Genomic DNA, 24914 nt, shown 5'->3' on the forward strand with positions numbered 1-24914 from the left:
GGGGAAACGGCGCCGCGGGAACGAGGCTTGCGGCCGCGAAAGTGCCGATATATCAAGGGAGTCCGACAATGAACAAGCGACCCAGCCCCGCCACGCTCCCCCAGGACCACGCCGAAACGCCGCGCGGAACCAGCCTGAACGCGCGGGTTTTTCCACCCTCGACGCCCGTCGACGTGCCGCGCCTGCCGCCCAGGAAAACGAAGACCGGGGAAACCGACGCGGGGCATGCTCCCGTCGAAACCGACACCGAGCATAACTGGGCCGACAACACGCAGCCGGCCCCTTACAAGAAGAAAGCCCGCACCTCGATTTTCTGAGCGCCGGCTTTCCGGTCCATGATCCTGAACGGAGACGAACATGCCCACCACCGCACGCACCCTCAGCCCCGGCGCCGGCAAGCAGCCCGATTACCAGACCCGCGCCGATCTCGTATCGGGCACGCACACCCTGCCCATGCCCGACCAGCAGCCCATCGTGGCCGGGATGCCGCGCCGCGCGCGCGCCCTGACCGATCCTGGCGATCCCGGCATCCCCCGCCCGGAAGACGACGTCTACGCCAACGAGGCATCGGACCTGTCGGAAGAACCTTGAGGTCCGTCCTTACGCCCCATCCGGAATCTGCTCGCCTTGCAATTCGGGCGCGCGCCGTTCCAAGGTCGGCGCGGCGTCGCCGCCCGGGCCCTGGCGGCAAGCGGGCGTGGCCGATTGCATGGACTGGCGGGCCGCTTCCATTTCCCGCTGGTCCCAGGGCTGGCTGCCGAGCACGGTGACGATGGCCGTGGCGTAGCGGGCGGTGTTCACCGGGCCGTCCGGACGCACCTTGATGACCTCCAGCAGCTTGGCCGGCTCGCCGCGCTTGAAGACGGTCACCGTGCCGGTGGCCGTGCGCTCGTCATAGGACTGGTTGGAGAGGTAGTTGACGCCATAGGCGTACACCACGTCGGTGTGGCAGACGCGCACGAACTCGCCGGCGCGGCGGAACGCGGCCATGTAATCGGTCTGCACCGGGAAAGTCAGCGTGGGAAAGTTGCCGTCGGATGTGACGCCCTCGGAGGCGCAACCGCCGAGAAGGACGAGGGCGCTCGCCAAGAGAGGCCGGAAAACGGACATGGATGCTCCAGGGCAAAGATAAGGCTCGAAACCCGGGAATTATGCATCAGCGGCGCGCGCCCCCGCCAGGAACGCCCCGCGCCGTATTGCCGGCGCCGAAACGCCGACATGGAAAATCCCCCGTTCGAGATGGCCCCTGCCCGCCGCCGGCGGTAACGCCCTCTCCCTACTACTCGCCAGCGCTAGCGCTACCGCGCCGACATCGGGCCCACATATGCGCCCAGCGCGTTCACGCCCGGCCGCGTCACCGCGGTCTTGCCCGCGCGCTGCTCGATGTAGTTCAAGGCCTCCAGTTGCCCGCGCACAGGCTGGGGGATATCGAAGCCTACCAACGACGAAGCCTGCGTACGCAATTCCTTCAGCCAGCGGAACTGCTCGGGCGTCAATGTGGGCGTCGTTCTGAACATTTTTCTGCCTCTTGGTGTCGTGCCTCGAATAAGGAAAATGCGGGAAGCGTGGCCGTTCGCCGCCCACGCCCCCGCGCCAACCACCAGGTCCGCTTGGTCGGGCAGCGCCGGCCGGCGGACTTCAGCCTGCGACCGATTGCTTATGAATGACGATCGGCCGCATTCTGGATTTTTTCGCCGCCGCGCTCGATGTCCTGGCCGGCGCCGTGCACGGTGTTGCAACCCGCGACGAGGGCGGAAAAAGCAAGCATCACAACGAGAAAGGCTTTGTTCTTCATGGTCTTTCCTTTGTTGGCGATAAAAAGAAAAATCGATGGAAACATCGACTCCGCCTGCTCATCAGCAAATGACGTGCCCAAGGAAGTTCCCGGCGGCCGTCCCCGCCGCCAGCCTTCTGATCCGCGCGCCCCGGGCATGCGGCATGCATCGGAGCAGCCCGCACCCACCCAGGAGACCTGCCATGTCCAGCATTGCACCCAACACGCTCAACCCGCGCAGCCCCGACTCGGCCGACATCGCCGAGGAAATCGCCCGCAACGCCGTGCCGGCCTCGCACCGCGAGCCGGCGCCGGGCGAACCGCCCCTGCCCGACGAACCGCCGCTTCCCGGCGATCCTCCGCTGCCCGGCGACCCGCCGGGATCGCCGCCCTCGCCCCAGGCCCGGGGGTGAACTACACTTGCGCCTGCGGCCGCATGACGCGGCCGCGCGACTTTGCGCCATAAGCGGCGCCGGACCTGTCATGCTGCGCATATCAGAAATCAAACTGCCCCTCGATCATGCCGAGGAGGCCCTGCGTTCCGCCATCGTCCAAAAGCTGGAGATCGCGGACGACGAGCTCCTTTCCTTTTCCATCTACCGCCGCGGCTACGACGCCCGCAAGCAGGCCAACATCCTGCTCGTGTACTCCGTCGACGCCGTGCTGCGCGACGAGGCCGCCGTGCTGGCGCGCCACGGCGGCTCGCCGCACGTGGCCCCGACGCCGGACATGACCTACCGCTTCGTCGCCGACGCCGGCGCGGCGCCCGGCGCCGCGCGGCCCGTCGTCGTGGGCATGGGTCCCTGTGGCCTGTTCGCCGGCCTGATCCTGGCGCAAATGGGCTTTCGTCCCATCATCCTGGAACGCGGCAAGGCCGTGCGCGAGCGCACCAAGGACACCTGGGGCCTGTGGCGCAAGGAAGTGCTCCATCCCGAATCCAACGTGCAGTTCGGCGAAGGCGGCGCCGGCACCTTTTCCGACGGCAAGCTCTACAGCCAGATCAAGGACCCGCGCCATCTCGGCCGCAAGGTGCTGGACGAATTCGTGCGGGCCGGCGCGCCCGAGGAAATCCTCTACGTCAGCAAGCCCCACATCGGCACCTTCCGCCTGGTCAGCATGGTGGAAAAGATGCGCGCCACCATCGAATCGCTGGGCGGCGAAGTGCGCTTCGAGCAGCGCGTGGCGGACCTCGACCTGCATCATGGCCAACTGCGCGGGCTGACCCTGGCCAGCGGCGAATACCTGCCCTGCACGCACCTGGTGCTGGCCATCGGCCACAGCGCGCGCGACACCTTCGAGATGCTGCATGAACGCGGCGTCTTCCTGGAAGCCAAGCCCTTCTCCATCGGCTTTCGCATCGAGCATCCGCAATCGCTCATCGACCGCGCGCGCTTCGGCAAGTTCGTGCGCCATCCCCTGCTGGGCGCGGCCGACTACAAGCTGGTGCATCACGCCGGCAACGGGCGCTCGGTCTACAGTTTCTGCATGTGCCCGGGCGGCACGGTGGTGGCGGCGACCTCCGAACCCAACCGCGTGGTGACCAATGGCATGAGCCAGTATTCCCGCGCGGAACGCAACGCCAACGCCGGCATCGTGGTCGGCATCACGCCGGACGATTATCCCGGCGGTCCCCTGGCCGGCATCGCCTTCCAGCGGCAATGGGAATCGCGCGCCTACGAATTGGGCGGCGGCGGCTACCATGCCCCCGGCCAGACCGTCGGCGACTTCGTCGCGGGACGGCCCTCCACCGCGCTGGGTTCGGTGCAGCCCTCCTACAAGCCCGGCGTCACGCCCACCGACCTGTCCACGGCGCTGCCGGACTACGCCATCGAAGCCATCCGCGAGGCCCTGCCCGCCTTCGATCGCAAGCTCAAGGGCTACGCCATGCACGACGCCGTGCTGACCGGCGTCGAGACCCGCACCTCGTCGCCGCTGCGCATCACGCGCAACAACGACGACTATCAAAGCGTCAACACCGCCGGCCTGTTCCCGGCGGGCGAAGGCGCGGGCTATGCCGGCGGCATCTATTCCGCCGCCATCGACGGCATCGAAGTCGCGGAAGCCGTCGCGCGCGACATCGTGGCGCGCCAGGCGAAAGCGGCGTAGGCGCCGCGGCGGGTAGCGTGCCCCGTTACGCGTGCGAATTTCCGGGGCTCGCCGCTAGACCCGCCCGAGCCCCAGGCGCGCGGCCACGCCCGCGCCGGCCACCGCGCCGCCGGCGAAGCAGGCCGTCAGCAGGTAGCCGCCGGTCGGCGCGTCCCAGTCCAGCATTTCGCCGGTGCAGAACACGCCCGGCAGGCGGCGCAACTGCAGGTCGTCGTCCACCTCGTCCAGGCGCACGCCGCCCGCGCTGCTGATGGCCTCGTCGATCGGCCGGGGCCGCGCCAGGCGCAGCGGCAGATCCTTGATGCAACGCGCGAGCCAGGCAGGATCGTGAAACGCCTGGGCCGGCACGCACTCGCGCAGCAAGGCCATCTTCACGCCCTTCAGGTTCAAGCGGCTTTGCAGGTGGCTGGACCAGGAACGCGAACCGCGCGGATGCGCCACCTCCATGGCGACCCGGCCGGCCTCCATCTGCGGCAGCAGGTCCACCCGCATCTCGGCATGGCCGTGCTGGCGCCACTGCTCGCGCAGAGCCGCCGACAAGGCATAGACCAGGCCACCCTCGACGCCGGAGACGGTGAGAATGAATTCGCCGCGCCGCATTTCTCCGTCGCCCACGCGGGCCGCCACCGCCTTGACCGGCTCGCCCGCATGGCGGTCGCGCAGCAGCGGCGTCCATTGCGCATCGAAGCCGCAGTTCGACGGCGCCAGGTCGTTCACCGCCACCCCGCGTTCGCGCAGCAAGGCCACCCAGGCCCCGTCCGATCCCAGCCGCGCCCAACTGGCGCCGCCCAGCGCCAGCACCACCGCATCGGCGCGAACGTCCACGTCCCCCTGCGGGCCGGCGAAACGAAGGCTGGACGCCGGCGCTGAAACGGGATCGTCGCGCCAGCCCAGCCAGCGATGCCGCATATGGAAATGCACGCCGTCGGCGCGCAAGCGGGCCATCCATGCGCGCAGCAGCGGCGCGGCCTTCATTTCCTGGGGAAAAACGCGGCCGGAAGTGCCCACGAAGGTTTCCACGCCCAGGCCTTGCGCCCAGTCGCGCAGGGCCTGGGGCGGCAAGGCCCGCAGCCAGCGCTCGACCCGGGGCCGGGCCGCCGTATCGTAGCGGCCGAGAAAAGCCGGCAACGGCTCGCTATGCGTCAGGTTCAAGCCGCCGCGGCCGGCCAGCAGGAATTTTCTTCCTGCCGACGGCATGGCGTCGTAGACATCCACGCGTGCGCCGGCGGCGGCCGCCACCTGCGCCGCCATCAGGCCGGCGGGACCGGCGCCGACGACGATGACGGCGGGCGGGGAAAGAGGCGAGCGGGACATAGGGGCGCGGTTACGGACGGGCAAAGGCGTAATACTAACCAACCCGGCGGCCAGCCAAGCCGCGGCGCCTCGGTTAGCATCGAGGGTGGCGCCAATTCGCGCGCGCAGCACAGGATGCCATCATGAGCAACACGCCCATCTCGACGCCCGATCAACCGCAATGGGGCTATGAACGCCCCGATTGCCGGGGCGCCAACGCGCTGGGCCTATTCATCGACGACCTGCAGCGGGTGCTGGATACGCACACCGACGATATCGCGACGCAGCCGGCGCGGCTTTACGAAGCGCAGGCCCAGGCCAATGAACTCGTCCGCCGCTACGCGGCACTGGAAGGCGCGCCGGCCGCCTTCAACGGCCAGTCGGTCAATTTGCGCGTGGCCCGCAACAGCGCCGGAACGGTCCAGTTGGTGCCGCTGTTTTCGGCCTCGCTCAAGCAGGCCCTGATAACCCTCCTGAACGCCGGCGGACCCGGGCACGGACCCAGGCAGTAAGGGCGCGCGCCTGCATCGCCAGGCGGACGGCCGCGCGCGGCAGCCAGGCCGTCCGCTCGATCACGCGCACCTGCGCCGGGCCGTCCGCGCAGAACAGCACGCGGCCGCCGTAAGCCATCGAGTGCATCTGCCCGGGCGCCACCGGCATGCGTATGGAAAAAGCAGCGTCTCCCAAGGGAACCCATTCCTGCACCATGACACGGCTACCTCGCATGCCTATCACCTTGCTATCGGGGCGAACGAACAACATGCGGGTCTCGCCTCCGGCCAGACTGATATCGCGAATACGCTCGATTCCTGTGTCCATTTGACGGCTCCAACGATCGAAAATGATCTGCCGCCAGATTAGGTTTCGCGCAATAGTTCGGGCAGGCACACCTAATCTTTATCTTTATGAAAGCAGACGAACAAACATCACCCTGTTATTGTTAATTTCCAGATAATCTGTATCTATCCTGCCCCTACGGGCGCCAGCATGATTCGGCCATGGAACCACTGTATCAACGCTTGGCCGACCACTATCGGCAAGCCATCCGTTCTGGCGTATTGGCACCCACGGCGCGCATGCCGTCCGTCCGCAACCTGGTAAAACTGCATCAAGTCAGCCTGTCCACGGCGCTGCAAGCCTGCCGCCGTCTCGAAGACGACGGCCTCATCGAAGCCCGCCCCCGTTCCGGTTATTTCGTCGTCAAGCGCAAGCGGGCGACGCTGCCGCCCATCGACGAGCCCGAGACCGGCAAGATACTGGACCCGGCGTCCTACGTCGGCATACACGACCGGGTCTCCGACTTCATCGCCAAGTGCGAAATCCATCCCACCAAATTCAACTTCGCCACCGCGGTGGCGACGCCGGACGCCTATCCCACGGAGGCATTGAAGCAATCGATGCTGCGCATGGTGCGGCGCCATCCCCAGTTGCTGACCAGCTCCGTGCCCCATGGCGGCCATCCCTGCCTGCAGGCGGCGCTGGCGCGGCGCGCGCTCGATAGCGGCGTCAACGCGGCGCCCGACGATATCCTGGTGACGCACGGCTGCATCGAAGCGCTGAACCTGGCGCTGCGCGCGGTCGCCAGCCCCGGCGACACCATCGCCGTGGAGTCGCCCGCCTACTTCGGCCTGCTGCAGATCCTCGAAAGCCTGGGCATGCGCGCGCTGGAAATCCCGACCAGCCCGCACACCGGCATTTCGATCGAGGCCCTGGATCTCGCCTTCCAGACGCACGCCGGCATCAAGGCCGTGGTGGCGGTGCCCAATCTGCACAACCCCCTGGGCAGCATCATGAGCGACGCGGACAAGGCCCGGCTGGTGGCGCTGTGCGAGCAGCAACGCGTGCCGCTGATCGAGGACGACACCTATGGCGCCCTGGCCGACGGCGACGAGCGCCTGCGCGCGGCCAAGGCCTGGGACCGCGAAGGCAACGTCATTTACTGCGCCTCGCTGCACAAGACGCTGGCGCCCGGTTCACGCCTGGGCTGGCTGATCGGCGGCCGCTGGAAGGCCCGCATCGCGATGATGAAGTTCGTGCAAAGCCGTCCCAACGAGCCGCTGATGCAACTGGCCGTCGCCGATGTCCTGGGCGCCAAGGCCTACGACCGCCACCTGGTGCGCCTGCGCGGCCGCCTGAAGGCGCAGCGCGAACGCATGGCCCAGGCCATCGCCGATTACTTTCCGCCCGGCACGCGCCTGAGCATGCCGCGCGGCGGCATGCTGCTATGGGTGGAGATGCCGGACGGACGCTCGTCCAGGCAGGTGTTCGAAACCGCGCTGCCGCTGGGCATCCGGGTGGCGCCCGGCCGCATGTTCTCCAATTCGGACCGCTACGAGCATTTCCTGCGCGTGAGCTGCGGCGCGGACTTCACCGCCGACGTGGACGCCGCCGTCCGCATGCTGGGCCGCATCGTGGCCGGCAAGTTGCCGTGACGGTGCGATGAACGACGCGGCGCTCAGCGGCCGGCGCGCTCGCTGGGAAAGTCCGCCGAACTCAGGAGCACCGGCAGGGGATGGCTTTCGCGGAACTTCCGCTCGGCCAGCGCGTGCAGGGTGCGCCGGTGTCCATGGTAGGCGTCCAGCAGGCTGGCTTCCTCGACGCCGGCGCCGAAGCGGGCGCGCAGGACTTCCCAGGAAACGCCGGCCTGTATGGTGCGCTCGCCCGCCGCGGCTTCGAACCAGATCACATGTGCGGAACGATCGTTAACGGCGTTGTCGTTTATGACAATATTATTCACTGACATGACACTCTCCGTAACGATTCATGGCCTTTACAAGGGGAAAGAAAGGAAGGCGGACTAATCGTAGCGAACGGTGACCTTACCGTGTGTAACGTCGGTAAGCATTCGATGTATTTGGGCAACATCATCCAAAAGAGGATTTGATTTTTCCTTGGAATTTTTTCCAGGGCTGCCGCCGATGTCGTGGACATGCCTTCCCGCGGCGCGACATCGGGAGCGCTGCTTGCTTCTCCCCGGCCAACGGTCCAGCGCCTTCACGCGCAGCCGGAGCGACCAGCCACTGCCCCTGCCCCAGGGCGGATATAAGGAGAAAACAATGACTCTCGGAACCATCCTGCTGATCATCCTGATCCTGCTGCTCATAGGCGCGCTGCCCAGTTGGCCGCATAGCCGGAGCTGGGGCTACTACCCGAGCGGAGGCCTGGGCATCGTTCTGGTCATCGTCATCGTGCTCCTGCTGATGGGACAGATATAAGGAATCAAAGAATCGCGGCCGCGCCATGAGCGCCATATGGCGCGGCATTGCATATGACGCTCCCCACGGGGAGCGTTTCCGTTTCAGCAGGGGACCAACCCTATCGGGACTTCGCCCGGCTCAAGTAGCTTTGCCCCGTCGGCGGGTCGCGCGCCAGCACAGCAGCGAACCGGCGCACACCATGGCCGCGCCCTGCCAGAACGTGAAGGACAGCGGCGCGTCCAGCATGAAGGCGGCCAGCGCCGCCGACAGCAGCGGCGTGAAATACGAGGCAGCCGCCATCAAGGTCACGTTGCCGTGCAGGATGCCGACGTTCCACGCGGCATAGCCGCCACCCATGGCGGCCGCCGCCAACAGCACGTGCACCAGCGCCATGCCGTCGACCTGCATGGCGCCGCCTTGCAAGGCCACCTGCACCCAGAACGCCAGCGCGGTCAGCGCGAAGAAAAAGGTGATGCCGTTGCGGCCGGCGGCCAGCCGCGTGGTCACCGTGCAATAGGCGGCCCACAGCACCGCGCCCAGCAGCGCCAGGCCATAGCTCAAGGGGTTGTCGCCGACGTGGGCGGCGAGGCTGGCGAGGTCCAGCGCCTCCCCGCCTTGCGCCCAGGCCACGCCCAGCAACGCCAGCACCAGGCCTGGGACCACCAGCCAGCCGGCGCGCTGGCCATTGAACAGGATGGAAAAGGCGACGGTCAGGCTGGGCCAGAGATAGTTGACCATGCTGACTTCGATCGCCTGCTGGTCGCTGTGCGCGTACCCCAGCGACAACGCCAGGCACGTCTCGTAGGCGACGAACAACAGGCTGCCCACGTACAGATAAGGACGCGGGAAGCCGCGCAACGAGGGCCAGCCGGCCACGAAATACAGGAACACCGCGCCCACGGAGTAGATCGCCGCCGCGCCCAGGGCCGGCCCGAGGCTGACCGTGACGCTGCGAACCAGGCCGACCATCGCGCCCCACAGCAGAATCGCGGAAAGGCCTACCAGGGTTGCTTTATTGCGGGGCATACATCCTGCTGTTATTGCTTTGTATCAAAGAATACGAAATATAAAAGATCCAGAATACGCGCCGATCTGGATCTTTCAATCGCGTGGCGACACGCATACAACCGCCCCGGCCGCGCCGCGGCGGCAGGCAGCGCATGGAGTTTCGAAGTATGCAGGAGCAAGGCCGGGAATTTCGATGGAGCGTTTATGGCTTGCTTGCGTTGGTGATTGTGGCGGGACTGGGCCTGTCGGCCTTCATGGCGACCAAGGCGGAAAGCGTCGGCAAGGCCCTGCGGCCCCTGCTCAACGAAAACCTGCCGGCGTACGAGCACCTGACTGACTTCGAACACGCGGTGCTACTGTATCAGTTGGCCTTGAACAAATACGCGACGCAATCGATCGACCGTGCCCGCTTCGTGCAACTGACGGCGGACCAGCGCGACGACGTGCTGCGCGGACTGAACACCCTGCGGCGAGACTTCCCGGACCACGCCGGCGTGGCGCCCATCCGCCTGGCCAGCCGCGAACTGCTGCCGCTGGCCGGCCGGCTGGACGACGTGCTGGCGGACGAGGCCGACAGCCGCCGCGACGCGCGCGACCTGCTGCGGCAGGCCAACCGCTACACCAACGACATCCGCGGCCAGCTCGCCGGCTTGAAGCAAGCGGCCGCGACGGCGCTGCGCCAGGCGCAGGTCCTCACCCATACCGGCATCGACTCGATGTCGCGCCTGGTGCAAGCCTATACGCTGCTCACCCTGGCCGCCTCGCTGTTCACGATGCACCACGTGCGCGCGCGGATGCGCAGCGAGCGCCAGCTCGCCTTCCAGGCCTTCCACGACCCGCTGACCGATCTCGCCAACCGCCGTTCCTTCGAACGGCGGCTGCGCGGCATCGCAGGCCAGCCGCATACGCTGGTGCTGGGAAGGATAGACCGCTTCGACCGCGTGGTCGGCGAACTGGGCTACGCCTTCGCCGACGGGCTGATGCGCGAAATCGCCGGGCGGGTGCGCGCGGCGGCGCAACGGCACGGCGGCGAGGTCTTCCGGCTGGACGGCGCCACGCTGGCGATCCTGTATCGCGGAATGGAAAACGCCTGCGTGCGCGGGGCGGCCGCCCCGGACACGCTGGACAGCCTGCGCGCGGCCATGCATCCGCCGTTCCGCCGCGGCCCGCACGAGGTCTTTCCGCGCCTGAGCCTGGGCAGCGCGAACTATCCGGCGCAATGCGGCGACGTGGCGCAATTGCTGGCCCACGCCGACGCGGCGCTGCGCGCGGCGCGCGAAGCCGGCGGCGATATCCTCGTCCCCTACTCCGAAGCCATCAGCGAACGAAGCCACCACGACCTGCGCCGCGAAGCGCTGCTCGCGCATGCGCTGGAACGCGGGGAACTGGTGGTGTACTACCAGCCGCAGCAACGCCTGGGCGACGGCGGCCTGGCCGGTTTCGAGGCCTTGCTGCGCTGGCGCCACGACGGCAACCTGATCCCGCCCGCCGAATTCATCCCCCTCGCGGAAGAGTCCGGCCTGATCGTCCCGATCGGCGCCTGGGTGCTGGAACAGGCCTGCCGGCAGGCGCGCGCGTGGCAGGAACAGGCGCCGGACCGGAAAACGGTCGTCGCCGTGAATATCTCGCCGCGCCAGTTCGCCCACCCCGACTTCCTGCGCGTGGTGGCCCGCGTGCTGGCCGAGACCGGCGTCGATCCCGGCCTGATCGAAGTGGAAATCACCGAAGGCATGCTGATGCGGGAACATGGCCGCGGCGAACGCCTGTTGCGCGCATTGCGCGAGCAGGGATTCAGGCTGGCCATCGACGATTTCGGCACCGGCTATTCCAGCCTGGCCTACCTGAAGCGCTTCCCGGTGGACATGCTGAAGATAGACCAGTCCTTCATCCGCTCCCTGCGGCCCGACGGCAACGATGCCGCGATCGTGCGCGCCATGATCGGCATGGCCCATCACCTGGGGCTGCGCGTCATCGCCGAGGGCGTGGAGACGGCGGCGCAGCGCGCCTGGCTGCGCGCGTGGGGATGCGACCAAATCCAGGGTTACTGGTACGGCGAGCCCATGCCCGCGGCGGCGGCGCAGGTCTATCTCTCGCCGGCGCCGGCGTCCGCCGCGTCAACGTGACGCGGCCTGGCCCTGGCTCGCCTGCTGGGCAGCTTGTTGGGCGCCCTTGAAGTTTTCCTCGAGCAAGGCCAGGACCTGGTGGAAGACTTCCAGTTGCTTGGCCGACAGGCTGTCCAGCGCATGCTCGAAGAATTCGGCGCGGCGCGGCAACGCCTCGGCCACCACGCGCTTGCCCTGCGCCGTCAACACGGCGTTGATCAGGCGATTGTCCTGGGCGTCGATGCTGCGGCTGATCCAGCCCAGGCCTTCCATGGCCTGCAGTTGCCGCGTCAGCGACGCGGGATCCAGCCGGCAGCGTTCCGCCAGGAGTTTCTGCGAGCAGCGCCCTTCTTCATGCAGCGCCAGCAGGATGCGCCAGCGCGGCAAGGCATGCCCCACCTGGGCGCTGAAGGCGCTCATCATGACGCGATAGGTCTGGCCCAATTGCTGGACCGTGCGCAAACCCTGCTGTTCTTTCGACATGCTCATTCCGCCGCCGGCGCGCTCGCCGGCTTGCCGACCGCCCGCGCCAGCCTGATCGGCGGCACGCGCCGCACGCCCCACAGGGTCAGGATGGCGACGACCAGCACCACGATCTGGCCATCGTGGATGGCGCTCACCAGCGATTCGCGGGCGACCTCCAGCAGGGACGCGCCGTTGCTGCCGGCGGCCGCCACCTGGCCCAGGAAGTCCGACTGGGCCTCGGGGTTGACGAGGATCTGGGGGTCGTCCAACTGCGCCATCCAATGCCCCGCCTGGCTGGCCGCCAGGGCGGACTCGACGCCGCTGACGTAGCTGTGATTGACCATGGTGCCGACCACCGCCGTGCCTATCATGCCGCCGATCATGCGCAGCGATTGCAGCAGGGCCGTGGCGATGCCCAGGTGGGCGCGGCCGGCGGTCTGCTGCGCGAACACCGTCAGGTTGGGCATGACGAAGCCCAGGCCCAGGCCGGCCAGCAGCATATAGATCGCGATCAAGGCGCGCGGCGTGTAGTGGTGGGTGGTGATCACGCCGGCCGTGGCCAGGCACAGGAGGAAACAGCCCACGTAGAGCATGTGATTGGGATTTTTGATCCGCGTGACGATGCGGCCGTTGGTGATGCTGCCCACCGTGATGAAGGCCACCATGGGCGTCACCAGCAGGCCGGCGTCCTTGGGCGACAGCCCGAAGCCGCCCTGCAGCAGCAGCGGCGCGTAGAAGAGGAAGGAAAACATGGTCACGCCCAGCAGCAGGGCCAGCGTGAACAGCGCGGCCAGGCTGGGGTTGCGGAACATGTCCAGCGGCAGCAGGGGCGAGGCGCAGCGCCGCTCCCAGAAGATCAGCGCGACGAAGGCCAGCACGCTGGCGATGCCCAGCCCGAAGGAGGTGGCGCTGGCGCCCTGGCTGGGCAGCAGCTCCACCATCAGTTGCAGGCCGCCCAGCGCGATCGCGATCAGCAAGGCGCCCGGCCAGTCCAGCCGGATATTGCCCTTGCGCTCGCCGTGGCGCAGGTGCGGCAGGTGGCGCACCACGAACCACAGGCCGAGCAGCCCCACCGGCAGGTTGACGTAGAACACCGAGCGCCAGCCGTAGTATTCCGTGAGATAGCCGCCCAGCGTCGGCCCCACCGCGTTGGCGATGCCGAAGGCCGAGCTGAACATGACCTGCCAGCGCAGGCGCACGTGGGAGTCGGGGAAAAGATCGGGAATGCAGGCGAAGGCGGTCCCCACCAGCATGCCGCCGCCGACGCCTTGCAGGGCGCGCGCCAGCACCAGGAAAAGCATGCTGTTGGCCGCGCCGCACAGCACCGACGCCAGCGTGAAGACGACGATGGCGCCCACCACGAACGGCTTGCGGCCGTAGTAGTCCCCCAGGCGCCCGAAGATGGGAATGGTCACCACGGAGGTCAGCAGATAGGACGTGGCCACCCAGGCGTAGAGGTCGAAACCCTTGAGTTCCGCCACGACCGTGGGCAGCGCCGTGCCGACCACCGTCTGGTCGACGGCCACCAGCATGACGACGAAGCACATGCCCAGCATGGCCATCAGGGATTGGCGGAAAGGCAGCACCTGACCGGCCGAATGGGGTGTAACGGGGGCACGCGGCGCCATTTATGGACTCATCAATAATTGATTTATCAATGATTATTCTAGCGCAGGCCGGAAAGCGGCGGTGCGGACATTCGATCCGCGGCCCCCGAGGGGGCGCCGGTGGTACAGTGAAAGCCCCTCGCAGCCCGCCGCCGGCGGCCCTGCCCCAGGCAGGCAAGCCGGCGCATCGCGCCCCATGCTGGATACGCTGGACGATCTCGATCACCGCCTCATCGCCCTCTTGCGCGACGATGGCCGCCTGCCCACCGCCACGCTGGCGAAGAAACTCGGGGTGTCGCGCGGCACCGTGCAAAACCGCATCGATCGCCTGTTGCGCGGCGGCGTGCTGCTGGGCTTCACCATCCGGCTGCGCAGCGAAGTGGAGATTCCCGCGGTGCGCGCCATGACGCTGGTCGAGGTGCGCGGCAACGAGACGGACGCCGTGGTCGCGGCATTGCGGCGCCTGCCGGAAGTGGTGGAGGTCCATTCCACCAGCGGGCGCTGGGACCTCATGGTGGAGATCCGGGTGCGGGACCTGTCCACCTTCGACCGCGTGCTGCGCGACCTGCGCAGCATCAAGGGCATCGCCAACTCCGAAACCAATCTGATGCTGGCGCATTACAAGTAAGCAAGGTGACGGCCCTACTCCTCGCCGATATCGCGGGACGGGCCGCATTGACGCTGCAAGACGCCGGCCCTTAGAATGATTTCTTATCCGAACAAATGTTCGGATTCCGATCATTTCTGCCCGCCCGATGTCCGCCCCCAATCCCAAGAACCAGGTCAATTCCGTTGCCAAGGCCTTCGCCGTGATCAAGGCCTTCGACGCCACGCTGCCGGCGCTGACCGTCTCGGAGATCGCCGCGCGCGCGGGACTGGACCGCGGCACCGCCTTTCGCCTGGTCCATACCCTGGAAACGCTGGGCTATGTCCACGCCGTGCCCGACAGCAAGCGCTACCGGCTCGGGCTGAAGTGCCTTGAACTGGGCTATGCCGCGCTGTCCGGGCGGCAGGACCTGGCGGACCACGCGGAGCCCCTGCTGCGCGCCGCCGTGCCCATCGTCGCCGACGCCGCCTCGCTGGGCGCGCTGGACCAGGGAGACGTGGTGTATCTGCGCCGCGTGCAGGCCGGCCTGGGCCGCCACAACATGCAGCGCGGGCCCGGCACGCGCATCGGCGCCTATGCCTCCGCGCTGGGGCACGCCATGCTGGCCTTCCTGCCCCGGGAACAACGGATCGCCGCGCTGGACAGCGCGCCGCGGGTCAAGTTGTCCGAACATACGGTGGTGGAGATGGACGCGCTGCTGGCGCGCCTGGACGCGGTGCGGGCGCGCGGCTATGCGCTTTCCGACGGCGAGAACGCCTATGGCTTGCGCACCCTGGCCGCGCCGGTGCTGGACGCCGACGGCATGCCCGTGGCGGGCATCAGCCTGACCATAGACGCCGGCCGCATGGCCATGGCGGATTTCGAGGCGCTCGCCGCCGCCCGCGTGCGGGAGATGGCGCGCGAACTGACCGACGCCGCGAGGCTGTCGGGCGGCGCCATCCGCGCGGTCAGGCCGCCGTCATGAACGCCACGAATGTTGCGAACGCCACGAACGTTGCGAACGTTGTACCCCTGGGTTTTCCACCGCGAGGATAGACATGGAATTGCGTACCAACCGTTTCAAGCGCGATCTCGGCCGCCGCCAGCAGATCGGGATGTTCTCCACCCTGGGCGGCGCCGTCACCACGGAAGTCTTCGGCGCCTGCGGCTTCGACTGGATCCTGCTCGACACCGAACATTCGCCCAATGAACTCCCGGACCTGATCCACCAGATGCAGGCGCTGGCCGCGCTGGACGTCAATGCCATCGTGCGGCCCGCCTGGTCGGACATGGTGCTGGTCAAGCGCATCCTCGACGCGGGCGCTCAGACGCTGCTGTTCCCCTACATCCAGAACGCGGAGGAAGCGGCCGCGGCCGTCAGCTATACGCGCTATCCGCCGCATGGCGTGCGGGGCGTCTCGGGCAGTTCGCGCGCCGCGGCCTATGGCCTGATCCCGGGCTATTTCAACAAGATCGAGAACGAGATCTGCGTGCTGGTGCAGATCGAGACCGCCGAAGGCCTGAAGAACCTGGAGGCGATCGCCGACGTTCCCGGCGTCGACGGGGTGTTCATCGGCCCGGCCGACCTGTCCGCCTCGCTGGGCCACCTGGGCAACGCCACGCACCCGGAGGTGCAGGCCGCGCTGGACGACGCCTTCGCGCGCCTGCAGGCCAAGGGAAAGCCGTCCGGCTACCTGACCACCCGCGAGGACGACGCGGCGCGCCGCCTGGCCCAGGGCGTGAGCTTCGTCGGCGCCGCCACCGACACCTCCATCATCACCAGCGCGACCACCGGCCTGCTGGGCCGGCTGCGCCAGCGTTGAACGCGGAGCGAACCCACCATGAAAGATGCTGCCCACTCCTATCCCGAACTGGCCCTGCTGATCGACGGCGAGTGGCTGGACGCCGCCGGCCGCCCCGGCCGCACCATCGCCAATCCCGCCACCGGCGCGGCCCTGGGCGCCCTGCCCTATGCCAGCGGGGCGGACCTGGCGCGCGCGCTGGCCGCCGCCGAACGCGCCATGGTCCAGTGGCGCGCGGTGTCCGCCTACGATCGCGCGGTCATCCTTAACCGCGCCGCGGCCCTGCTGCGCGAGCGCTGCGAAGCCATCGCCACGGCGCTCACGCTCGAACAAGGCAAACCCCTGGCCGAAGCGCGCGGAGAAATCCTGACCGCGGCCGACATCTTCGCGTGGAACGCGGAGGAAGGCCGGCGCGCGTATGGCCGCATCGTGCCGTCGCGCACGCCGGGCCAGCGCAATATGGTCGTCAAGGAGCCGATCGGCGTCGTGGCCGCCTTCGCGCCCTGGAACTTCCCCGCCGCCACGGCGGCGCGCAAGATCGCCGGTTCGCTGGCGGCCGGGTGCGCCTGCATCATCAAGCCCGCCGAGGAAACGCCCGCCACCGCGCTGGCGCTGGCGCGCGCGCTGGTCGACGCGGGACTGCCGGCCGGCGTGCTGAACGTGGTGTTCGGCGAACCGGCGGACGTGTCCGGCTACCTGCTTCGCTCGCCCATCGTGCGCAAGGTGTCCTTCACCGGATCGACAGCGGTGGGCGTCCAACTGACCACGCTCGCCGCCGCGGACGTCAAGCGCTGCACCATGGAACTGGGCGGCCACGCGCCGGTCATCGTCTGCGACGACGTCGACCCGCAAGAAGCCGCCGCGCTGGCCGTCGCCGCCAAGTACCGCAATGCCGGCCAGATCTGCGTCGCGCCGACACGCTTCTACGTGCAGGAAGGCATTTTCGACGCTTTCGCCGAAGCGTTCGCCCAGGCGGCCGCCGCCCTGGTCGTGGGCAACGGCCTGGACGCGGCGACGCAAATGGGCCCGCTGGCCAATCCGCGCCGCATCGCCGCCATGGAAACCTTGACGGCCGAGGCCGTGTCGCTGGGCGGAAAGTGCCTGACCGGCGGCAAGCGCCTGCCGGGCGCCGGCCACTTCTACGCGCCCACGGTGCTGGCCGAGGTGCCGGAACAGGCGCGCATCATGAACGAAGAGCCTTTCGGGCCGGTAGCCATACTCAATCGCTACGCGGAACTACCCGACGCCTTGCGCGCGGCCAACCGCCTGCGCTACGGCCTGGCCGCCTATGCGCACACGCACGACGCGCGCCGCGCGCAGCAGATCGCCGACGGCATCCAGGCCGGCACCGTGGGCCTGAACACCTATACGGTGACCCAGACCGAAATGCCTTTCGGCGGCATGGACCATAGCGGCGACGGGAAGGAAGGCGGCATCGAAGGCCTGGATGGCTATCTGCTCACCAAGATGGTCATGCATCTGCCGTAATGCGCGGCGCTTCGCCCGGATGCGCGGCAGGATCCGCCGGGTCCGCCAGCGTGGCGCCGAACAGGTCCTTGGGGTCGCCGGGAGGCGGCACCAGTTGCACCAGGGTGCCGATCCCCCGCGCCCGCGCCAGGCGATCCAGGTAGCACAGCGCGGAATAGTCCTCCAGCGCGAAGCCCACGGAATCGAAGACGGTGACCTGCCGGTCGGATTCACGCCCGGCGGCGCTGCCGTCCAGCACGCGCCACAGTTCGACCACGGGGAAGTCCGCCGGCATTTGCTGGATCTCGCCCTCGATGCGAGATTGCGGCTCGTACTCCACCACCACGCGCGCCGCGCGCAGGATGTCGGCATGCAATTCGGTCTTGCCGGGACAGTCCCCGCCCACCGCATTGACATGCATGCCCGGTTCGATCATTTCCGGCGTGAGGATGGTGGCGCGGGTCTTGTCCGCCGTGAGCGTGGTGACGATATCGGCGCCGCGCACGGCCTGCGCCGTCGAGGCCGCGCAGGACACCGCCAGCGCGGGCGCCGCCCGCGCGAGATTGCGCCGCAGCCGGGCCGTGGCGGCGGGGTCGACGTCGTAGAGGCGGACCTCCTCGATACCCAGCAGGGTATGGAAGGCGATGGCCTGGAACTCGCTCTGGGCGCCGTTGCCGATGAGCGCCATGCGCGCCGGCCGCGGCCGCGCCAGGACCCGCGCCGCCATGGCGGAAGTGGCGGCGGTGCGCAGCGCCGTCATCAGGGTCAGTTCGGACAGCAGGCGCGGATAACCCGTATCGACGTCGGCCAGCGCGCCGAAGGCCATGACGGTGGGCAGGCCGGCGGCCGGGTTGTACGGGTGTCCGTTGACGTACTTGAACGCGTAACGGGTCCGGTCGGACACCGGCATGAGCTCGATCACGCCGCGCGCCGAGTGCGTGGCGACGCGCGGCGTCTTGTCGAAGTCGTTCCAGCGCAGATAGTCGGCCTCGATGGCGGCCGCGAGTTCGGCCATGAAACGGCCGGCGCCCATGGCGCGGACCAGCGCGGAAAGCTGAGGAAGATCGATGAAGCGGGTCATGGCAGGCTCTCTTTTTTGGCGACCGCATGGGCGTGGAATACGAGGAGTGCCCGGATGCGGGAGACGCCCCACCATGATGCGCGAGCCCGGAAATAACGAATAGACAGAGAATTGACTATCTTTCCAATACAACCTGTCAGATCGTCATCAAAAACTGGCGTTTAGTTAAAAAACAGCGCGCTTTTGCGGAAACACGCATCCCCGGCGCGTCTTGGCGCATGGGGCTGCGCCCAATTGCCTTCGATCCCGATATCGGCCTGAAGCGCATCCATGGCCGGCCCGTTCTTACATGCGCATGCCATGGACGTAAAACGCCGCCGGAATCCAGCTTGCGTGGATTGCGGCGGCGAAATGGTGCGTTCACTCGGCGGCCCTGCCTGGTCAAACCCAGCGCCTATCCCCCAGGCGGCAGGCCTTTTCGATCAGGCGGCGGGCTTGTCGCCCCCCATCATTTCGTGCACCCACAGCTTGACGCCATCCCAGCCACGGCCGAAGAAGCCCGCTTCCTCCACGGGCTCCAGCGCGCGCACCGGGAAATTCGCCACCGCCTTGTCGTCGAGCATGACGTTGACGCGGCCCACGGTATCGTCCTTTTGCAGCGGGGCGATGAGCGGATGGTCCTGCGGCGCCAGCGCCGGCTTCAGGCGGGTGGCCCAAGGGCGCGGCACGGTGACGTACACGTCCTGCTCGAAGCCGATCTTCACCGCGTCCTGCTTGCCCTTCCACACCTGCGGCGTAGCCAGCACCTGCCCCTTGGCGTACAGCTTCAAGGTCTCGAAATTGCCGAAGCCCCAGTTCAACAACTGCCCCGTCTCGGCCGTGCGGGCCTTTTCCGAAGACGTGCCCATGACCACGGAGATCAGGCGGCGCGGGCCCGACGCGCCCGGCCGCACCGCCGAGACGATCATGCAGTAGCCGGCGGCCTCGGTATGCCCGGTCTTCCCGCCGTCGACCGAGGGATCGATCCACAGCATGCGGTTGCGATTGGGCTGCGTGATGTTGTTGTAGCGGAAGGACTTCTGCGAGTCATAGCGCACGTACATATCCGGAAAGTCCTGGATCAGGCGCCCCGCCAGCCTGGCCAGGTCGGCGGCGGTCGAATACGTCTGGGGATCCGGCAAGCCGTGCGGGCTGTTGAAATGCGTGTGCGCCAGCCCCATGGCCTGCGCTTCCTCGTTCATCTTCTGCACGAAGGCCTCTTCCGAGCCGGCGGACGCCTCGGCCAGCGCCACCGCCGCGTCGTTGCCGGACTGGATCAGGAGGCCCGACAGCAGGTCGTCGATGCTGACCTGCTTGCCCGGCTCGATGAACATCTTGGAACTGCCCGGCGCCACCTTCCAGGCATGCTCCGAGACCGTCACCATCTGGTCCAGCTTCAAGGCGTGGTCGCGCAGGCCGCGGAAGATCAGATAGGCCGTCATGATCTTGGTCAGCGAGGCCGGCTCGACGCGCTCGTCCGCGTTGCGCGACGCGATCACGGCGCCGCTGGTCTGGTCCAGCAGCAGCCAGGACTTGGCGTCCAGCGCCGGCAGCGGCGCGGTGTTGGCGTCGTTCGGAATGCCGAAGACCGGCGGCGGGCCGTTGTCGACGACCGGCGCGGCCTCGGCGGCCGGCGCCGATTTCGCCGGCTTGGCGGCTTTTTCGGTCTTGTGGGTCTTATGGGACGTCGTGGCCGTTGCCTGTGCCGGCAAGGCGAGCGAGACGGAAAGACAGATGGCGTTCAGGGAAAACAGGGCTGCAGCAGTGCGGTTCTTCATAAGGGCGATGGGCGTCTCTATCTCTATGTGTCCGGTCTTACGGGTGGCTGACCGCCCGCGGCGCGCGCATGGCAAGCGCTCGCGCGTCGAGCCGTGCGTGCTCCTTAGGCCGCAAAACCGGCCGCAAGTTCACATGACCGAAGGTCGCATCATACCTGCGCCTTAGTACGCCCATCGGATAGGCGGGCCCCATGGGGACGTCTAGACTGTTTGAACACAACGAGCCGGCACAGCCGGACTAGTCCGCTGAAGCACTGCGACAGTGCGGCGCGACGCGCGGGTAGCGGGATGGGACAGGAGACACCATGACTGCGACCATTTGGGAAATCTCGGTCTGTGAAAACGGCGCGAAGTTCTGGCTGGAGGATGGCCGGCGCTATGTGGTCTGCCTATGCAGCGCGGAGGTGCTGCGCAAGGTGGAGGCGCGGACCGGGCTGACCGGCTGCGCGGCCCTGCGCGCGGCGGAGGGAGAATTGATCCAGGAAGCGCACCAGCGCCTGCTCGATCACGAAACGCCGCCCTTGCGGCTGCAATATCACGACTAGCGTCGTATCGCCGTGGGATAGCGCCGGACGGCGGGCCTTCAGGCCTGGCCGTCGTTCGCCTTGCGCGGCGCCCGGCCGAAGAAGGAGCGCCAGCTCGACACCAGCAGCCACCATGCGCCCCACGCCAGCAAGAGCCCGGCGGCGATTCCCCATACGTTCTGCTGCTCCACGGGCCGCATCAATTGCGACCATGCGCTGGCGCCCGCCCAGGCGGCCAGCAGCAAGGCGACGATGCCCGCCAGCAGCCGCCATGTCCGCATGACCACGCGGCCGGTGGAGCGGGACAGCGCCGCCGCGCCGTGCGGCCGGATGCGGCCGATGTCGCTGGAATTCCTATCGTTCATGTCCTGGCCTCGTCTCATCGTATGGGCGCCCCTCGGCCAAATGCCCGAGCGCCCATGCCCCTTCCTGTGCAAGGACCTGCATAGGCAACACCTTAAAACGTTCGAGACCTGCCGTACATCTTTCGTGGCCGCGCTGATGTAACAAAGCCACACCGCGCGCCCTTCCGGCCTCAGGCCAGCGGTTTTGCGCGCACGGTCCGGCCCGCGCAGACGAAGACGCCCGCGCCCAGGTCGCGGCCCGAGCTGCTGCCGACGGCGTACGCCTTGTCGGCGAAGGCGGCGCCGGGCACGCAAATGCCGACGTGCCCGCTGGCCATGACCAGTTCACGGGTATAGGTGTGCTTGTCGATGACCACCGCCAGGCGCGGCGGCGCGAACTCCACCGGCATGGACCAGGCGGCGGACATGCGGGCGATCCGGAAACGAGGATGTGATGGCTTACTCGATGCGCGCGCCGGCCGCCTTGACCACTTCGCCGGCCTTCTGGTTGTCCTCTTTCAGCAGCGCCTGGAATTGCGCGACCGGCAGCGTGCCGGCTTCCACGCCCAGGCTGGCCAGGCGCTTCTGCACCACCGGGTCCTTCAGCACTTTTTCCACCGCCGCGTTCAGTCGCTCGACTTCGGCGGGCGGCGTGCCCTTGGGCGCCAGCAGGCCCAGCCAGGAATCGAACACGTAGCCCGGCAGGCCGGCCTCGGCCACCGTGGGCAATTCGGGCAGGAACTCGCTGCGCTTCTCGCCGGAATAGGCCAGCAGCTTGACGCGCGGGTCGTTGCGATAGGCGAGCATGCCTATCGTGGCGCCGGTGACCACTTCGACGCGGCCGGCCAGCAACTCGGTGACGGCGTCGCCGGTGGACTTGGTGGGGATGTGCTGCAAGGTCACGCCGGCCCGGGCCGCCAGCAAGGCGGTCGCCAGGTGCGAGGCGCTGCCGTTGCCCGCCGAGGCGTAGTTGAGCTTGCCGGGCTCGGCCTTGGCGCGGGCGATCAGCGTCTTCAGGCTGTCGATGCCCGACGGGGCCGACACGCCCACCACGTAGCCGGTGCGGCCCAGGTAGGACACGCCGACGAAGTCGGCCGCGGGATCGTAAGGCAGCTTGGCGTACAGGTGGCCGGCCAGGTAGTGGCTGGCGGCGGCCAGCACCAGCGTGTTGCCGTCGGGCGCCGAGCGCGCCACCAGGGCCGTGCCCAGCGTGCCGCCGGCGCCGGCGCGGTTGTCCACCACGACGTTGGCGCCCAGCGCTTGCGCCAGCTCATTGCTGAAGGTGCGGGCGACGGCATCCTGCGTCGCGCCCGGACCGTAGGGAACCACGATGTGGATGACCCGTTCGGCATGCGCGGGCGCCGCCATGGCCAGGGACAGCGCCGCCAGGGCGCCCGCGATGCGCGGACCGAAGAAGGACGTACGGAAGGAGCGAAAGGGAAATTTCATGCCTGCTACCAGGATAAGCGTTGAGATTGATCGTCGAACCGGCACGGGACGCCGCGGACGCGCGATGGTAGCGAGGCGGCGGATGCGGAACAAAGACCATGTGGAAATAAGCAAACGTCCCAGAACCGGACCGGACCGGTCGATTGCCGTCGTCGGCGGCGCGGGCGCATGCGGTGGAAGCGTATGCAGTGGAGACGTATGCGACGGAAGCGTATGCGGCGATAAGCACATGGCGACGGGATTATCGCTCGACCCCGCGATCCCCGCCCCCCCGGGTTCATACATATTGACATAAGCAACCGTTCGTTCACGGCCGCCATCCCGCGTGCGATTCTTGATAGCTCCTCAGCGACCAAGGAGCACTCGATGTCACTGCCTTCCGTGACCGGGCTCGACCATTACATCATCCGCGTCAACGACCTGGACGCCGCCACCGCGCTTTACGAAAAACTCGGTTTCTCCCTGGCGCCGCAGGGCCGCCATCACGCCGGCACGCGCAACCAGACGTTGATCCTCGACGCCAACTATCTGGAGCTGTTGTACTTCCCGCCCGAACTGCGCGCGACCTCGCGCTTCAAGCGGTATCCGGATAGCTACGAAGGACCGGTCGCGGTCGCCCTGCAAACCACGGATAGCGCGGCGGTGCAGCGCGAACTCGCCACGGTCGGCATACAGGCCGACGCGCCTGTCGCCGGCGGACGCCCCGTGCACTTGCCGCAAGGCGCCGAGGACGCGGCGTGGCTGAATCTCAATTTCCCCGATGGCGTCTTCGGCGTGCCCGATTACTTCACCTGCGGCCACAAGACCCGCCATCTCGTCTTCCGCCCCGAATGGCAGGACCATGCGAATACGGCGCGGCGCATCGAGGCGCTGATCGCCGTGCACCCGGATCCCGCCAGCCTGCGCGAGCAGTACCGAAAGGCGTTCGGCGATATCTCGATCGGACGCGCCGGCGAGGACGGCTGGCTGCTGCAGCGGGGAACGCTGCGCCTGCAATTCCTCACGCCCGCCGCCTTCTCCGCCCGCTATGCGGGCATCCAGCCGCCGGCGGTCCCGGACCAGGGGTGGCTGGCCGGCTCCGTCATCGGCGTGCGCGACATCGAGGCGACGCGCCAGGTGCTCGCACGCAATGGCGTGTCCACCCATGCCGGCGCGAACGGCGAGATCGTCGTGGATCCGGCGCACGCGGCCGGCACGCTGCAAGTCTTCGCGCAGGAGGCCTGGTCGTGAGCGGCGGCCTGGAAAGCTGGCAAGCCTTCGCCGTGGACTATGCCGACGGCCGCGCGCGCTTCGTCGCGCAGGCGCGGGCCGCCGGCGCCGCCCTGCATCGATACGCGCACCCCGACCATAAAGCGCCCGATGGCGCGGAACTGAGCGTCGACGTGGCCCGTCTCGGACCGGCCGACGCATCCCGTACGCTCCTGTTGCTGAGCGGCACCCATGGCCTGGAAGGCGCCGCGGGCTCGGCGGCCCAACTCGCCTGGCTGGCCACGCCGGCGGCGGCGTCCCTGCCGCCGGACACCAACGCGGTGCTGGTCCATGCCATCAACCCCTATGGCTGGGCCCATCAGACACGCACGACCGAAAACAACGTCGACCTGAACCGCAACTTCGTCGACCACGCCAGGCCCTATCCCGCCAACGCTGCCTACGACGAACTGCATCCGCACCTGATCCCCGATGCGTGGACGGAAGCGGGACAGGCCGCCGTCAAGGAAGCCCTGGAGGCGTTCCGCGCCCGCCATGGCGACGACGCGGCGTTCAATGCCCTCGCCAGCGGCCAGTACCGCCATCCCCAGGGACTGGTCTACGGCGGCCGGCAGCGCGAATGGTCCAACCTGACGCTGGAACGCATCCTCCAGGACCATCTCGGGCATGCCGAAAAAGTCGCCTTCATCGACTGGCACACCGGCATCGGCGAATACGGCGAACCCTTCTTCCTGTGCTTCAACGCCGACGGCAGCGAGGAACAGGCGCAGGCGGTGCGCTGGTGGGGCCGCGACCGCGTGCTGGGCCAACGCCCGCACGGCCTGGCTCGCCCCGACTATCAAGGACTGGTGTTCCGCGGCGTCGAGGCCTTCCTGCCCGGCCGCAAGGTGGCGGGCGCGGTGATCGAATTCGGCACGCGCGGACTGCATATGCGCGAGGCCCTGCGCCTGGACCAATGGCTGCGCTTTCGCGCCGGGCGCGACCCCGACGACTTGCGCGACCGGCAACTGCGCGCCGACCTCATCGACGCCTTCGTGCCCTATTCGGGCATCTGGCGCCGCGCCGTCATCCGTCACGGCATCGCGATCACCGACCAGGCCCTGCAAGGCCTGGCCGCCTGGCATTGAATCTCCACGACCCGCA

At 68.0% G+C, this 24914-nt stretch carries 27 protein-coding genes and 1 pseudogene; 15 read left to right on the top strand and 13 right to left on the bottom strand.

Annotation, left to right across the window (positions count from 1 at the left end):
- Positions 1-68: 68 nt before the first annotated feature.
- Entirely contained in the window at positions 69-317 is a 249-nt protein-coding gene (locus tag CAL29_RS18895) for a hypothetical protein (protein ID WP_094854597.1), read from the top strand.
- 40 nt (positions 318-357) lie between these two features.
- Positions 358-591, top strand: coding sequence for a hypothetical protein (locus CAL29_RS18900; RefSeq protein WP_094854598.1), 234 nt, complete (start codon positions 358-360; stop codon positions 589-591).
- 9 nt (positions 592-600) lie between these two features.
- Here CAL29_RS18900 and CAL29_RS18905 read toward each other — a convergent pair whose 3' ends face one another.
- The 3 genes from CAL29_RS18905 to CAL29_RS18915 all read right to left on the bottom strand — a co-directional run bounded on the left by CAL29_RS18905 (position 601) and on the right by CAL29_RS18915 (position 1795).
- Entirely contained in the window at positions 601-1110 is a 510-nt protein-coding gene (locus CAL29_RS18905) for a BPTD_2524 family lipoprotein (protein WP_256977576.1), read from the bottom strand.
- Positions 1111-1298: 188 nt separating this feature from the next.
- Positions 1299-1517, bottom strand: coding sequence for a hypothetical protein (locus tag CAL29_RS18910; RefSeq protein ID WP_143277702.1), 219 nt, complete (start codon positions 1515-1517; stop codon positions 1299-1301).
- Positions 1518-1657: 140 nt separating this feature from the next.
- Positions 1658-1795, bottom strand: a complete 138-nt coding sequence (locus CAL29_RS18915; RefSeq protein ID WP_094854600.1) for an entericidin A/B family lipoprotein — start codon at positions 1793-1795, stop codon at positions 1658-1660.
- A 182-nt stretch (positions 1796-1977) separates the two neighbouring features.
- Here CAL29_RS18915 and CAL29_RS18920 point away from each other — a divergent pair, with 182 nt between their 5' ends.
- Together CAL29_RS18920 and CAL29_RS18925 are read left to right on the top strand one after the other, a co-directional pair.
- The gene (locus tag CAL29_RS18920) at positions 1978-2187 is read left to right on the top strand and encodes a hypothetical protein (protein WP_094854601.1); all 210 of its coding nucleotides are present in this window, start codon (positions 1978-1980) and stop codon (positions 2185-2187) included.
- Positions 2188-2257: 70 nt separating this feature from the next.
- Positions 2258-3880, top strand: coding sequence for an NAD(P)/FAD-dependent oxidoreductase (locus CAL29_RS18925; protein WP_094854602.1), 1623 nt, complete (start codon positions 2258-2260; stop codon positions 3878-3880).
- 54 nt (positions 3881-3934) lie between these two features.
- On the opposite strand, the gene CAL29_RS18930 is transcribed toward CAL29_RS18925, so the two are convergent.
- The gene (locus CAL29_RS18930; protein ID WP_094854603.1) at positions 3935-5194 is read right to left on the bottom strand and encodes a TIGR03862 family flavoprotein; all 1260 of its coding nucleotides are present in this window, start codon (positions 5192-5194) and stop codon (positions 3935-3937) included.
- Between the two features lie 122 nt (positions 5195-5316).
- On the opposite strand from CAL29_RS18930, the gene CAL29_RS31640 reads away from it, so the two are divergent.
- Complete coding sequence (locus tag CAL29_RS31640) at positions 5317-5685, top strand: hypothetical protein (protein ID WP_179284108.1); 369 nt, start codon at positions 5317-5319, stop codon at positions 5683-5685.
- Between the two features lie 486 nt (positions 5686-6171).
- Positions 6172-7605, top strand: coding sequence for an aminotransferase-like domain-containing protein (locus CAL29_RS18945; RefSeq protein WP_094854606.1), 1434 nt, complete (start codon positions 6172-6174; stop codon positions 7603-7605).
- 23 nt (positions 7606-7628) lie between these two features.
- Here CAL29_RS18945 and CAL29_RS18950 read toward each other — a convergent pair whose 3' ends face one another.
- Complete coding sequence (locus CAL29_RS18950; protein WP_094854607.1) at positions 7629-7916, bottom strand: DUF1488 family protein; 288 nt, start codon at positions 7914-7916, stop codon at positions 7629-7631.
- A 313-nt stretch (positions 7917-8229) separates the two neighbouring features.
- Between CAL29_RS18950 and CAL29_RS18955 the strand changes: the two genes are divergently transcribed.
- A complete protein-coding gene (locus tag CAL29_RS18955) occupies positions 8230-8388 on the top strand; it encodes a DUF3309 family protein (RefSeq protein WP_094854608.1) in 159 nt (52 codons plus the stop codon).
- 120 nt (positions 8389-8508) lie between these two features.
- Here CAL29_RS18955 and yddG read toward each other — a convergent pair whose 3' ends face one another.
- Positions 8509-9396: an aromatic amino acid DMT transporter YddG gene (gene yddG / locus CAL29_RS18960; RefSeq protein ID WP_094854609.1), complete on the bottom strand. Its 888-nt coding sequence runs from the start codon at positions 9394-9396 to the stop codon at positions 8509-8511.
- 191 nt (positions 9397-9587) lie between these two features.
- On the opposite strand from yddG, the gene CAL29_RS18965 reads away from it, so the two are divergent.
- On the top strand, positions 9588-11501 hold the full coding sequence (locus tag CAL29_RS18965; RefSeq protein WP_256977577.1) for a putative bifunctional diguanylate cyclase/phosphodiesterase: 1914 nt from the start codon (positions 9588-9590) through the stop codon (positions 11499-11501).
- On the opposite strand, the gene CAL29_RS18970 is transcribed toward CAL29_RS18965, so the two are convergent.
- Entirely contained in the window at positions 11493-11963 is a 471-nt protein-coding gene (locus CAL29_RS18970; RefSeq protein ID WP_094854611.1) for a MarR family winged helix-turn-helix transcriptional regulator, read from the bottom strand. The genes CAL29_RS18965 and CAL29_RS18970 overlap by 9 nt on opposite strands.
- A 2-nt stretch (positions 11964-11965) precedes the next feature.
- Positions 11966-13573, bottom strand: coding sequence for an MFS transporter (locus CAL29_RS18975; protein WP_094854612.1), 1608 nt, complete (start codon positions 13571-13573; stop codon positions 11966-11968).
- Between the two features lie 175 nt (positions 13574-13748).
- Between CAL29_RS18975 and CAL29_RS18980 the strand changes: the two genes are divergently transcribed.
- The 4 genes from CAL29_RS18980 to CAL29_RS18995 all read left to right on the top strand — a co-directional run bounded on the left by CAL29_RS18980 (position 13749) and on the right by CAL29_RS18995 (position 17428).
- Positions 13749-14180 (top strand): Lrp/AsnC family transcriptional regulator, encoded by a 432-nt coding sequence (locus tag CAL29_RS18980; protein WP_094854613.1) that lies wholly within the window; start codon positions 13749-13751, stop codon positions 14178-14180.
- A 127-nt stretch (positions 14181-14307) separates the two neighbouring features.
- Positions 14308-15123: an IclR family transcriptional regulator gene (locus CAL29_RS18985; RefSeq protein ID WP_094854614.1), complete on the top strand. Its 816-nt coding sequence runs from the start codon at positions 14308-14310 to the stop codon at positions 15121-15123.
- A 73-nt stretch (positions 15124-15196) separates the two neighbouring features.
- Complete coding sequence (locus CAL29_RS18990; protein WP_094854615.1) at positions 15197-15961, top strand: HpcH/HpaI aldolase family protein; 765 nt, start codon at positions 15197-15199, stop codon at positions 15959-15961.
- An 18-nt stretch (positions 15962-15979) separates the two neighbouring features.
- Complete coding sequence (locus tag CAL29_RS18995) at positions 15980-17428, top strand: NAD-dependent succinate-semialdehyde dehydrogenase (RefSeq protein WP_094854616.1); 1449 nt, start codon at positions 15980-15982, stop codon at positions 17426-17428.
- Here CAL29_RS18995 and CAL29_RS19000 read toward each other — a convergent pair.
- Positions 17412-18488: an ornithine cyclodeaminase gene (locus CAL29_RS19000; protein WP_094854617.1), complete on the bottom strand. Its 1077-nt coding sequence runs from the start codon at positions 18486-18488 to the stop codon at positions 17412-17414. The genes CAL29_RS18995 and CAL29_RS19000 overlap by 17 nt on opposite strands.
- 422 nt (positions 18489-18910) lie before the next feature.
- Positions 18911-20245 carry a D-alanyl-D-alanine carboxypeptidase family protein gene (locus CAL29_RS19005; protein WP_094854618.1) on the bottom strand — a complete coding sequence of 445 codons (1335 nt, stop codon included), beginning with the start codon at positions 20243-20245 and terminating at the stop codon, positions 18911-18913.
- Between the two features lie 305 nt (positions 20246-20550).
- Here CAL29_RS19005 and CAL29_RS19010 point away from each other — a divergent pair, with 305 nt between their 5' ends.
- Positions 20551-20790 carry a hypothetical protein gene (locus CAL29_RS19010; RefSeq protein ID WP_094854619.1) on the top strand — a complete coding sequence of 80 codons (240 nt, stop codon included), beginning with the start codon at positions 20551-20553 and terminating at the stop codon, positions 20788-20790.
- Positions 20791-20828: 38 nt separating this feature from the next.
- On the opposite strand, the gene CAL29_RS19015 is transcribed toward CAL29_RS19010, so the two are convergent.
- The 3 genes and pseudogenes from CAL29_RS19015 to CAL29_RS19025 form a co-directional block, all read right to left on the bottom strand.
- Entirely contained in the window at positions 20829-21134 is a 306-nt protein-coding gene (locus CAL29_RS19015) for a hypothetical protein (RefSeq protein WP_094854620.1), read from the bottom strand.
- Between the two features lie 230 nt (positions 21135-21364).
- Positions 21365-21541 (bottom strand): annotated as a pseudogene (locus CAL29_RS19020) (flavin reductase); the annotation flags it as partial.
- A 31-nt stretch (positions 21542-21572) separates the two neighbouring features.
- The gene (locus tag CAL29_RS19025) at positions 21573-22481 is read right to left on the bottom strand and encodes a tripartite tricarboxylate transporter substrate-binding protein (RefSeq protein ID WP_256977854.1); all 909 of its coding nucleotides are present in this window, start codon (positions 22479-22481) and stop codon (positions 21573-21575) included.
- A gap of 447 nt (positions 22482-22928) precedes the next feature.
- Here CAL29_RS19025 and CAL29_RS19030 point away from each other — a divergent pair, with 447 nt between their 5' ends.
- Positions 22929-23792, top strand: coding sequence for a VOC family protein (locus CAL29_RS19030; RefSeq protein WP_094854622.1), 864 nt, complete (start codon positions 22929-22931; stop codon positions 23790-23792).
- Entirely contained in the window at positions 23789-24898 is a 1110-nt protein-coding gene (locus tag CAL29_RS19035; RefSeq protein ID WP_094854623.1) for a M14 family metallopeptidase, read from the top strand. Before CAL29_RS19030 ends, CAL29_RS19035 begins: the two co-directional genes overlap by 4 nt.
- Positions 24899-24914 lie beyond the last annotated feature (16 nt).

Source organism: Bordetella genomosp. 10, from assembly GCF_002261225.1.
Classification (GTDB): domain Bacteria; phylum Pseudomonadota; class Gammaproteobacteria; order Burkholderiales; family Burkholderiaceae_B; genus Bordetella_C.

What these genes read in the sequence shown, in the direction of transcription:
- CAL29_RS18895 (WP_094854597.1), top strand. Translation starts at nt 69, where the DNA reads ATGAACAAGCGACCCAGCCCCGCCACGCTCCCCCAGGACCACGCCGAA.
- CAL29_RS18900 (WP_094854598.1), top strand. Translation starts at nt 358, where the DNA reads ATGCCCACCACCGCACGCACCCTCAGCCCCGGCGCCGGCAAGCAGCCC.
- CAL29_RS18905 (WP_256977576.1), bottom strand. Translation starts at nt 1,110, where the DNA reads ATGTCCGTTTTCCGGCCTCTCTTGGCGAGCGCCCTCGTCCTTCTCGGC.
- CAL29_RS18910 (WP_143277702.1), bottom strand. Translation starts at nt 1,517, where the DNA reads ATGTTCAGAACGACGCCCACATTGACGCCCGAGCAGTTCCGCTGGCTG.
- CAL29_RS18915 (WP_094854600.1), bottom strand. Translation starts at nt 1,795, where the DNA reads ATGAAGAACAAAGCCTTTCTCGTTGTGATGCTTGCTTTTTCCGCCCTC.
- CAL29_RS18920 (WP_094854601.1), top strand. Translation starts at nt 1,978, where the DNA reads ATGTCCAGCATTGCACCCAACACGCTCAACCCGCGCAGCCCCGACTCG.
- CAL29_RS18925 (WP_094854602.1), top strand. Translation starts at nt 2,258, where the DNA reads ATGCTGCGCATATCAGAAATCAAACTGCCCCTCGATCATGCCGAGGAG.
- CAL29_RS18930 (WP_094854603.1), bottom strand. Translation starts at nt 5,194, where the DNA reads ATGTCCCGCTCGCCTCTTTCCCCGCCCGCCGTCATCGTCGTCGGCGCC.
- CAL29_RS31640 (WP_179284108.1), top strand. Translation starts at nt 5,317, where the DNA reads ATGAGCAACACGCCCATCTCGACGCCCGATCAACCGCAATGGGGCTAT.
- CAL29_RS18945 (WP_094854606.1), top strand. Translation starts at nt 6,172, where the DNA reads ATGGAACCACTGTATCAACGCTTGGCCGACCACTATCGGCAAGCCATC.
- CAL29_RS18950 (WP_094854607.1), bottom strand. Translation starts at nt 7,916, where the DNA reads ATGTCAGTGAATAATATTGTCATAAACGACAACGCCGTTAACGATCGT.
- CAL29_RS18955 (WP_094854608.1), top strand. Translation starts at nt 8,230, where the DNA reads ATGACTCTCGGAACCATCCTGCTGATCATCCTGATCCTGCTGCTCATA.
- yddG (WP_094854609.1), bottom strand. Translation starts at nt 9,396, where the DNA reads ATGCCCCGCAATAAAGCAACCCTGGTAGGCCTTTCCGCGATTCTGCTG.
- CAL29_RS18970 (WP_094854611.1), bottom strand. Translation starts at nt 11,963, where the DNA reads ATGTCGAAAGAACAGCAGGGTTTGCGCACGGTCCAGCAATTGGGCCAG.
- CAL29_RS18975 (WP_094854612.1), bottom strand. Translation starts at nt 13,573, where the DNA reads ATGGCGCCGCGTGCCCCCGTTACACCCCATTCGGCCGGTCAGGTGCTG.
- CAL29_RS18980 (WP_094854613.1), top strand. Translation starts at nt 13,749, where the DNA reads ATGCTGGATACGCTGGACGATCTCGATCACCGCCTCATCGCCCTCTTG.
- CAL29_RS18985 (WP_094854614.1), top strand. Translation starts at nt 14,308, where the DNA reads ATGTCCGCCCCCAATCCCAAGAACCAGGTCAATTCCGTTGCCAAGGCC.
- CAL29_RS18990 (WP_094854615.1), top strand. Translation starts at nt 15,197, where the DNA reads ATGGAATTGCGTACCAACCGTTTCAAGCGCGATCTCGGCCGCCGCCAG.
- CAL29_RS18995 (WP_094854616.1), top strand. Translation starts at nt 15,980, where the DNA reads ATGAAAGATGCTGCCCACTCCTATCCCGAACTGGCCCTGCTGATCGAC.
- CAL29_RS19000 (WP_094854617.1), bottom strand. Translation starts at nt 18,488, where the DNA reads ATGACCCGCTTCATCGATCTTCCTCAGCTTTCCGCGCTGGTCCGCGCC.
- CAL29_RS19005 (WP_094854618.1), bottom strand. Translation starts at nt 20,245, where the DNA reads ATGAAGAACCGCACTGCTGCAGCCCTGTTTTCCCTGAACGCCATCTGT.
- CAL29_RS19010 (WP_094854619.1), top strand. Translation starts at nt 20,551, where the DNA reads ATGACTGCGACCATTTGGGAAATCTCGGTCTGTGAAAACGGCGCGAAG.
- CAL29_RS19015 (WP_094854620.1), bottom strand. Translation starts at nt 21,134, where the DNA reads ATGAACGATAGGAATTCCAGCGACATCGGCCGCATCCGGCCGCACGGC.
- CAL29_RS19025 (WP_256977854.1), bottom strand. Translation starts at nt 22,481, where the DNA reads ATGGCGGCGCCCGCGCATGCCGAACGGGTCATCCACATCGTGGTTCCC.
- CAL29_RS19030 (WP_094854622.1), top strand. Translation starts at nt 22,929, where the DNA reads ATGTCACTGCCTTCCGTGACCGGGCTCGACCATTACATCATCCGCGTC.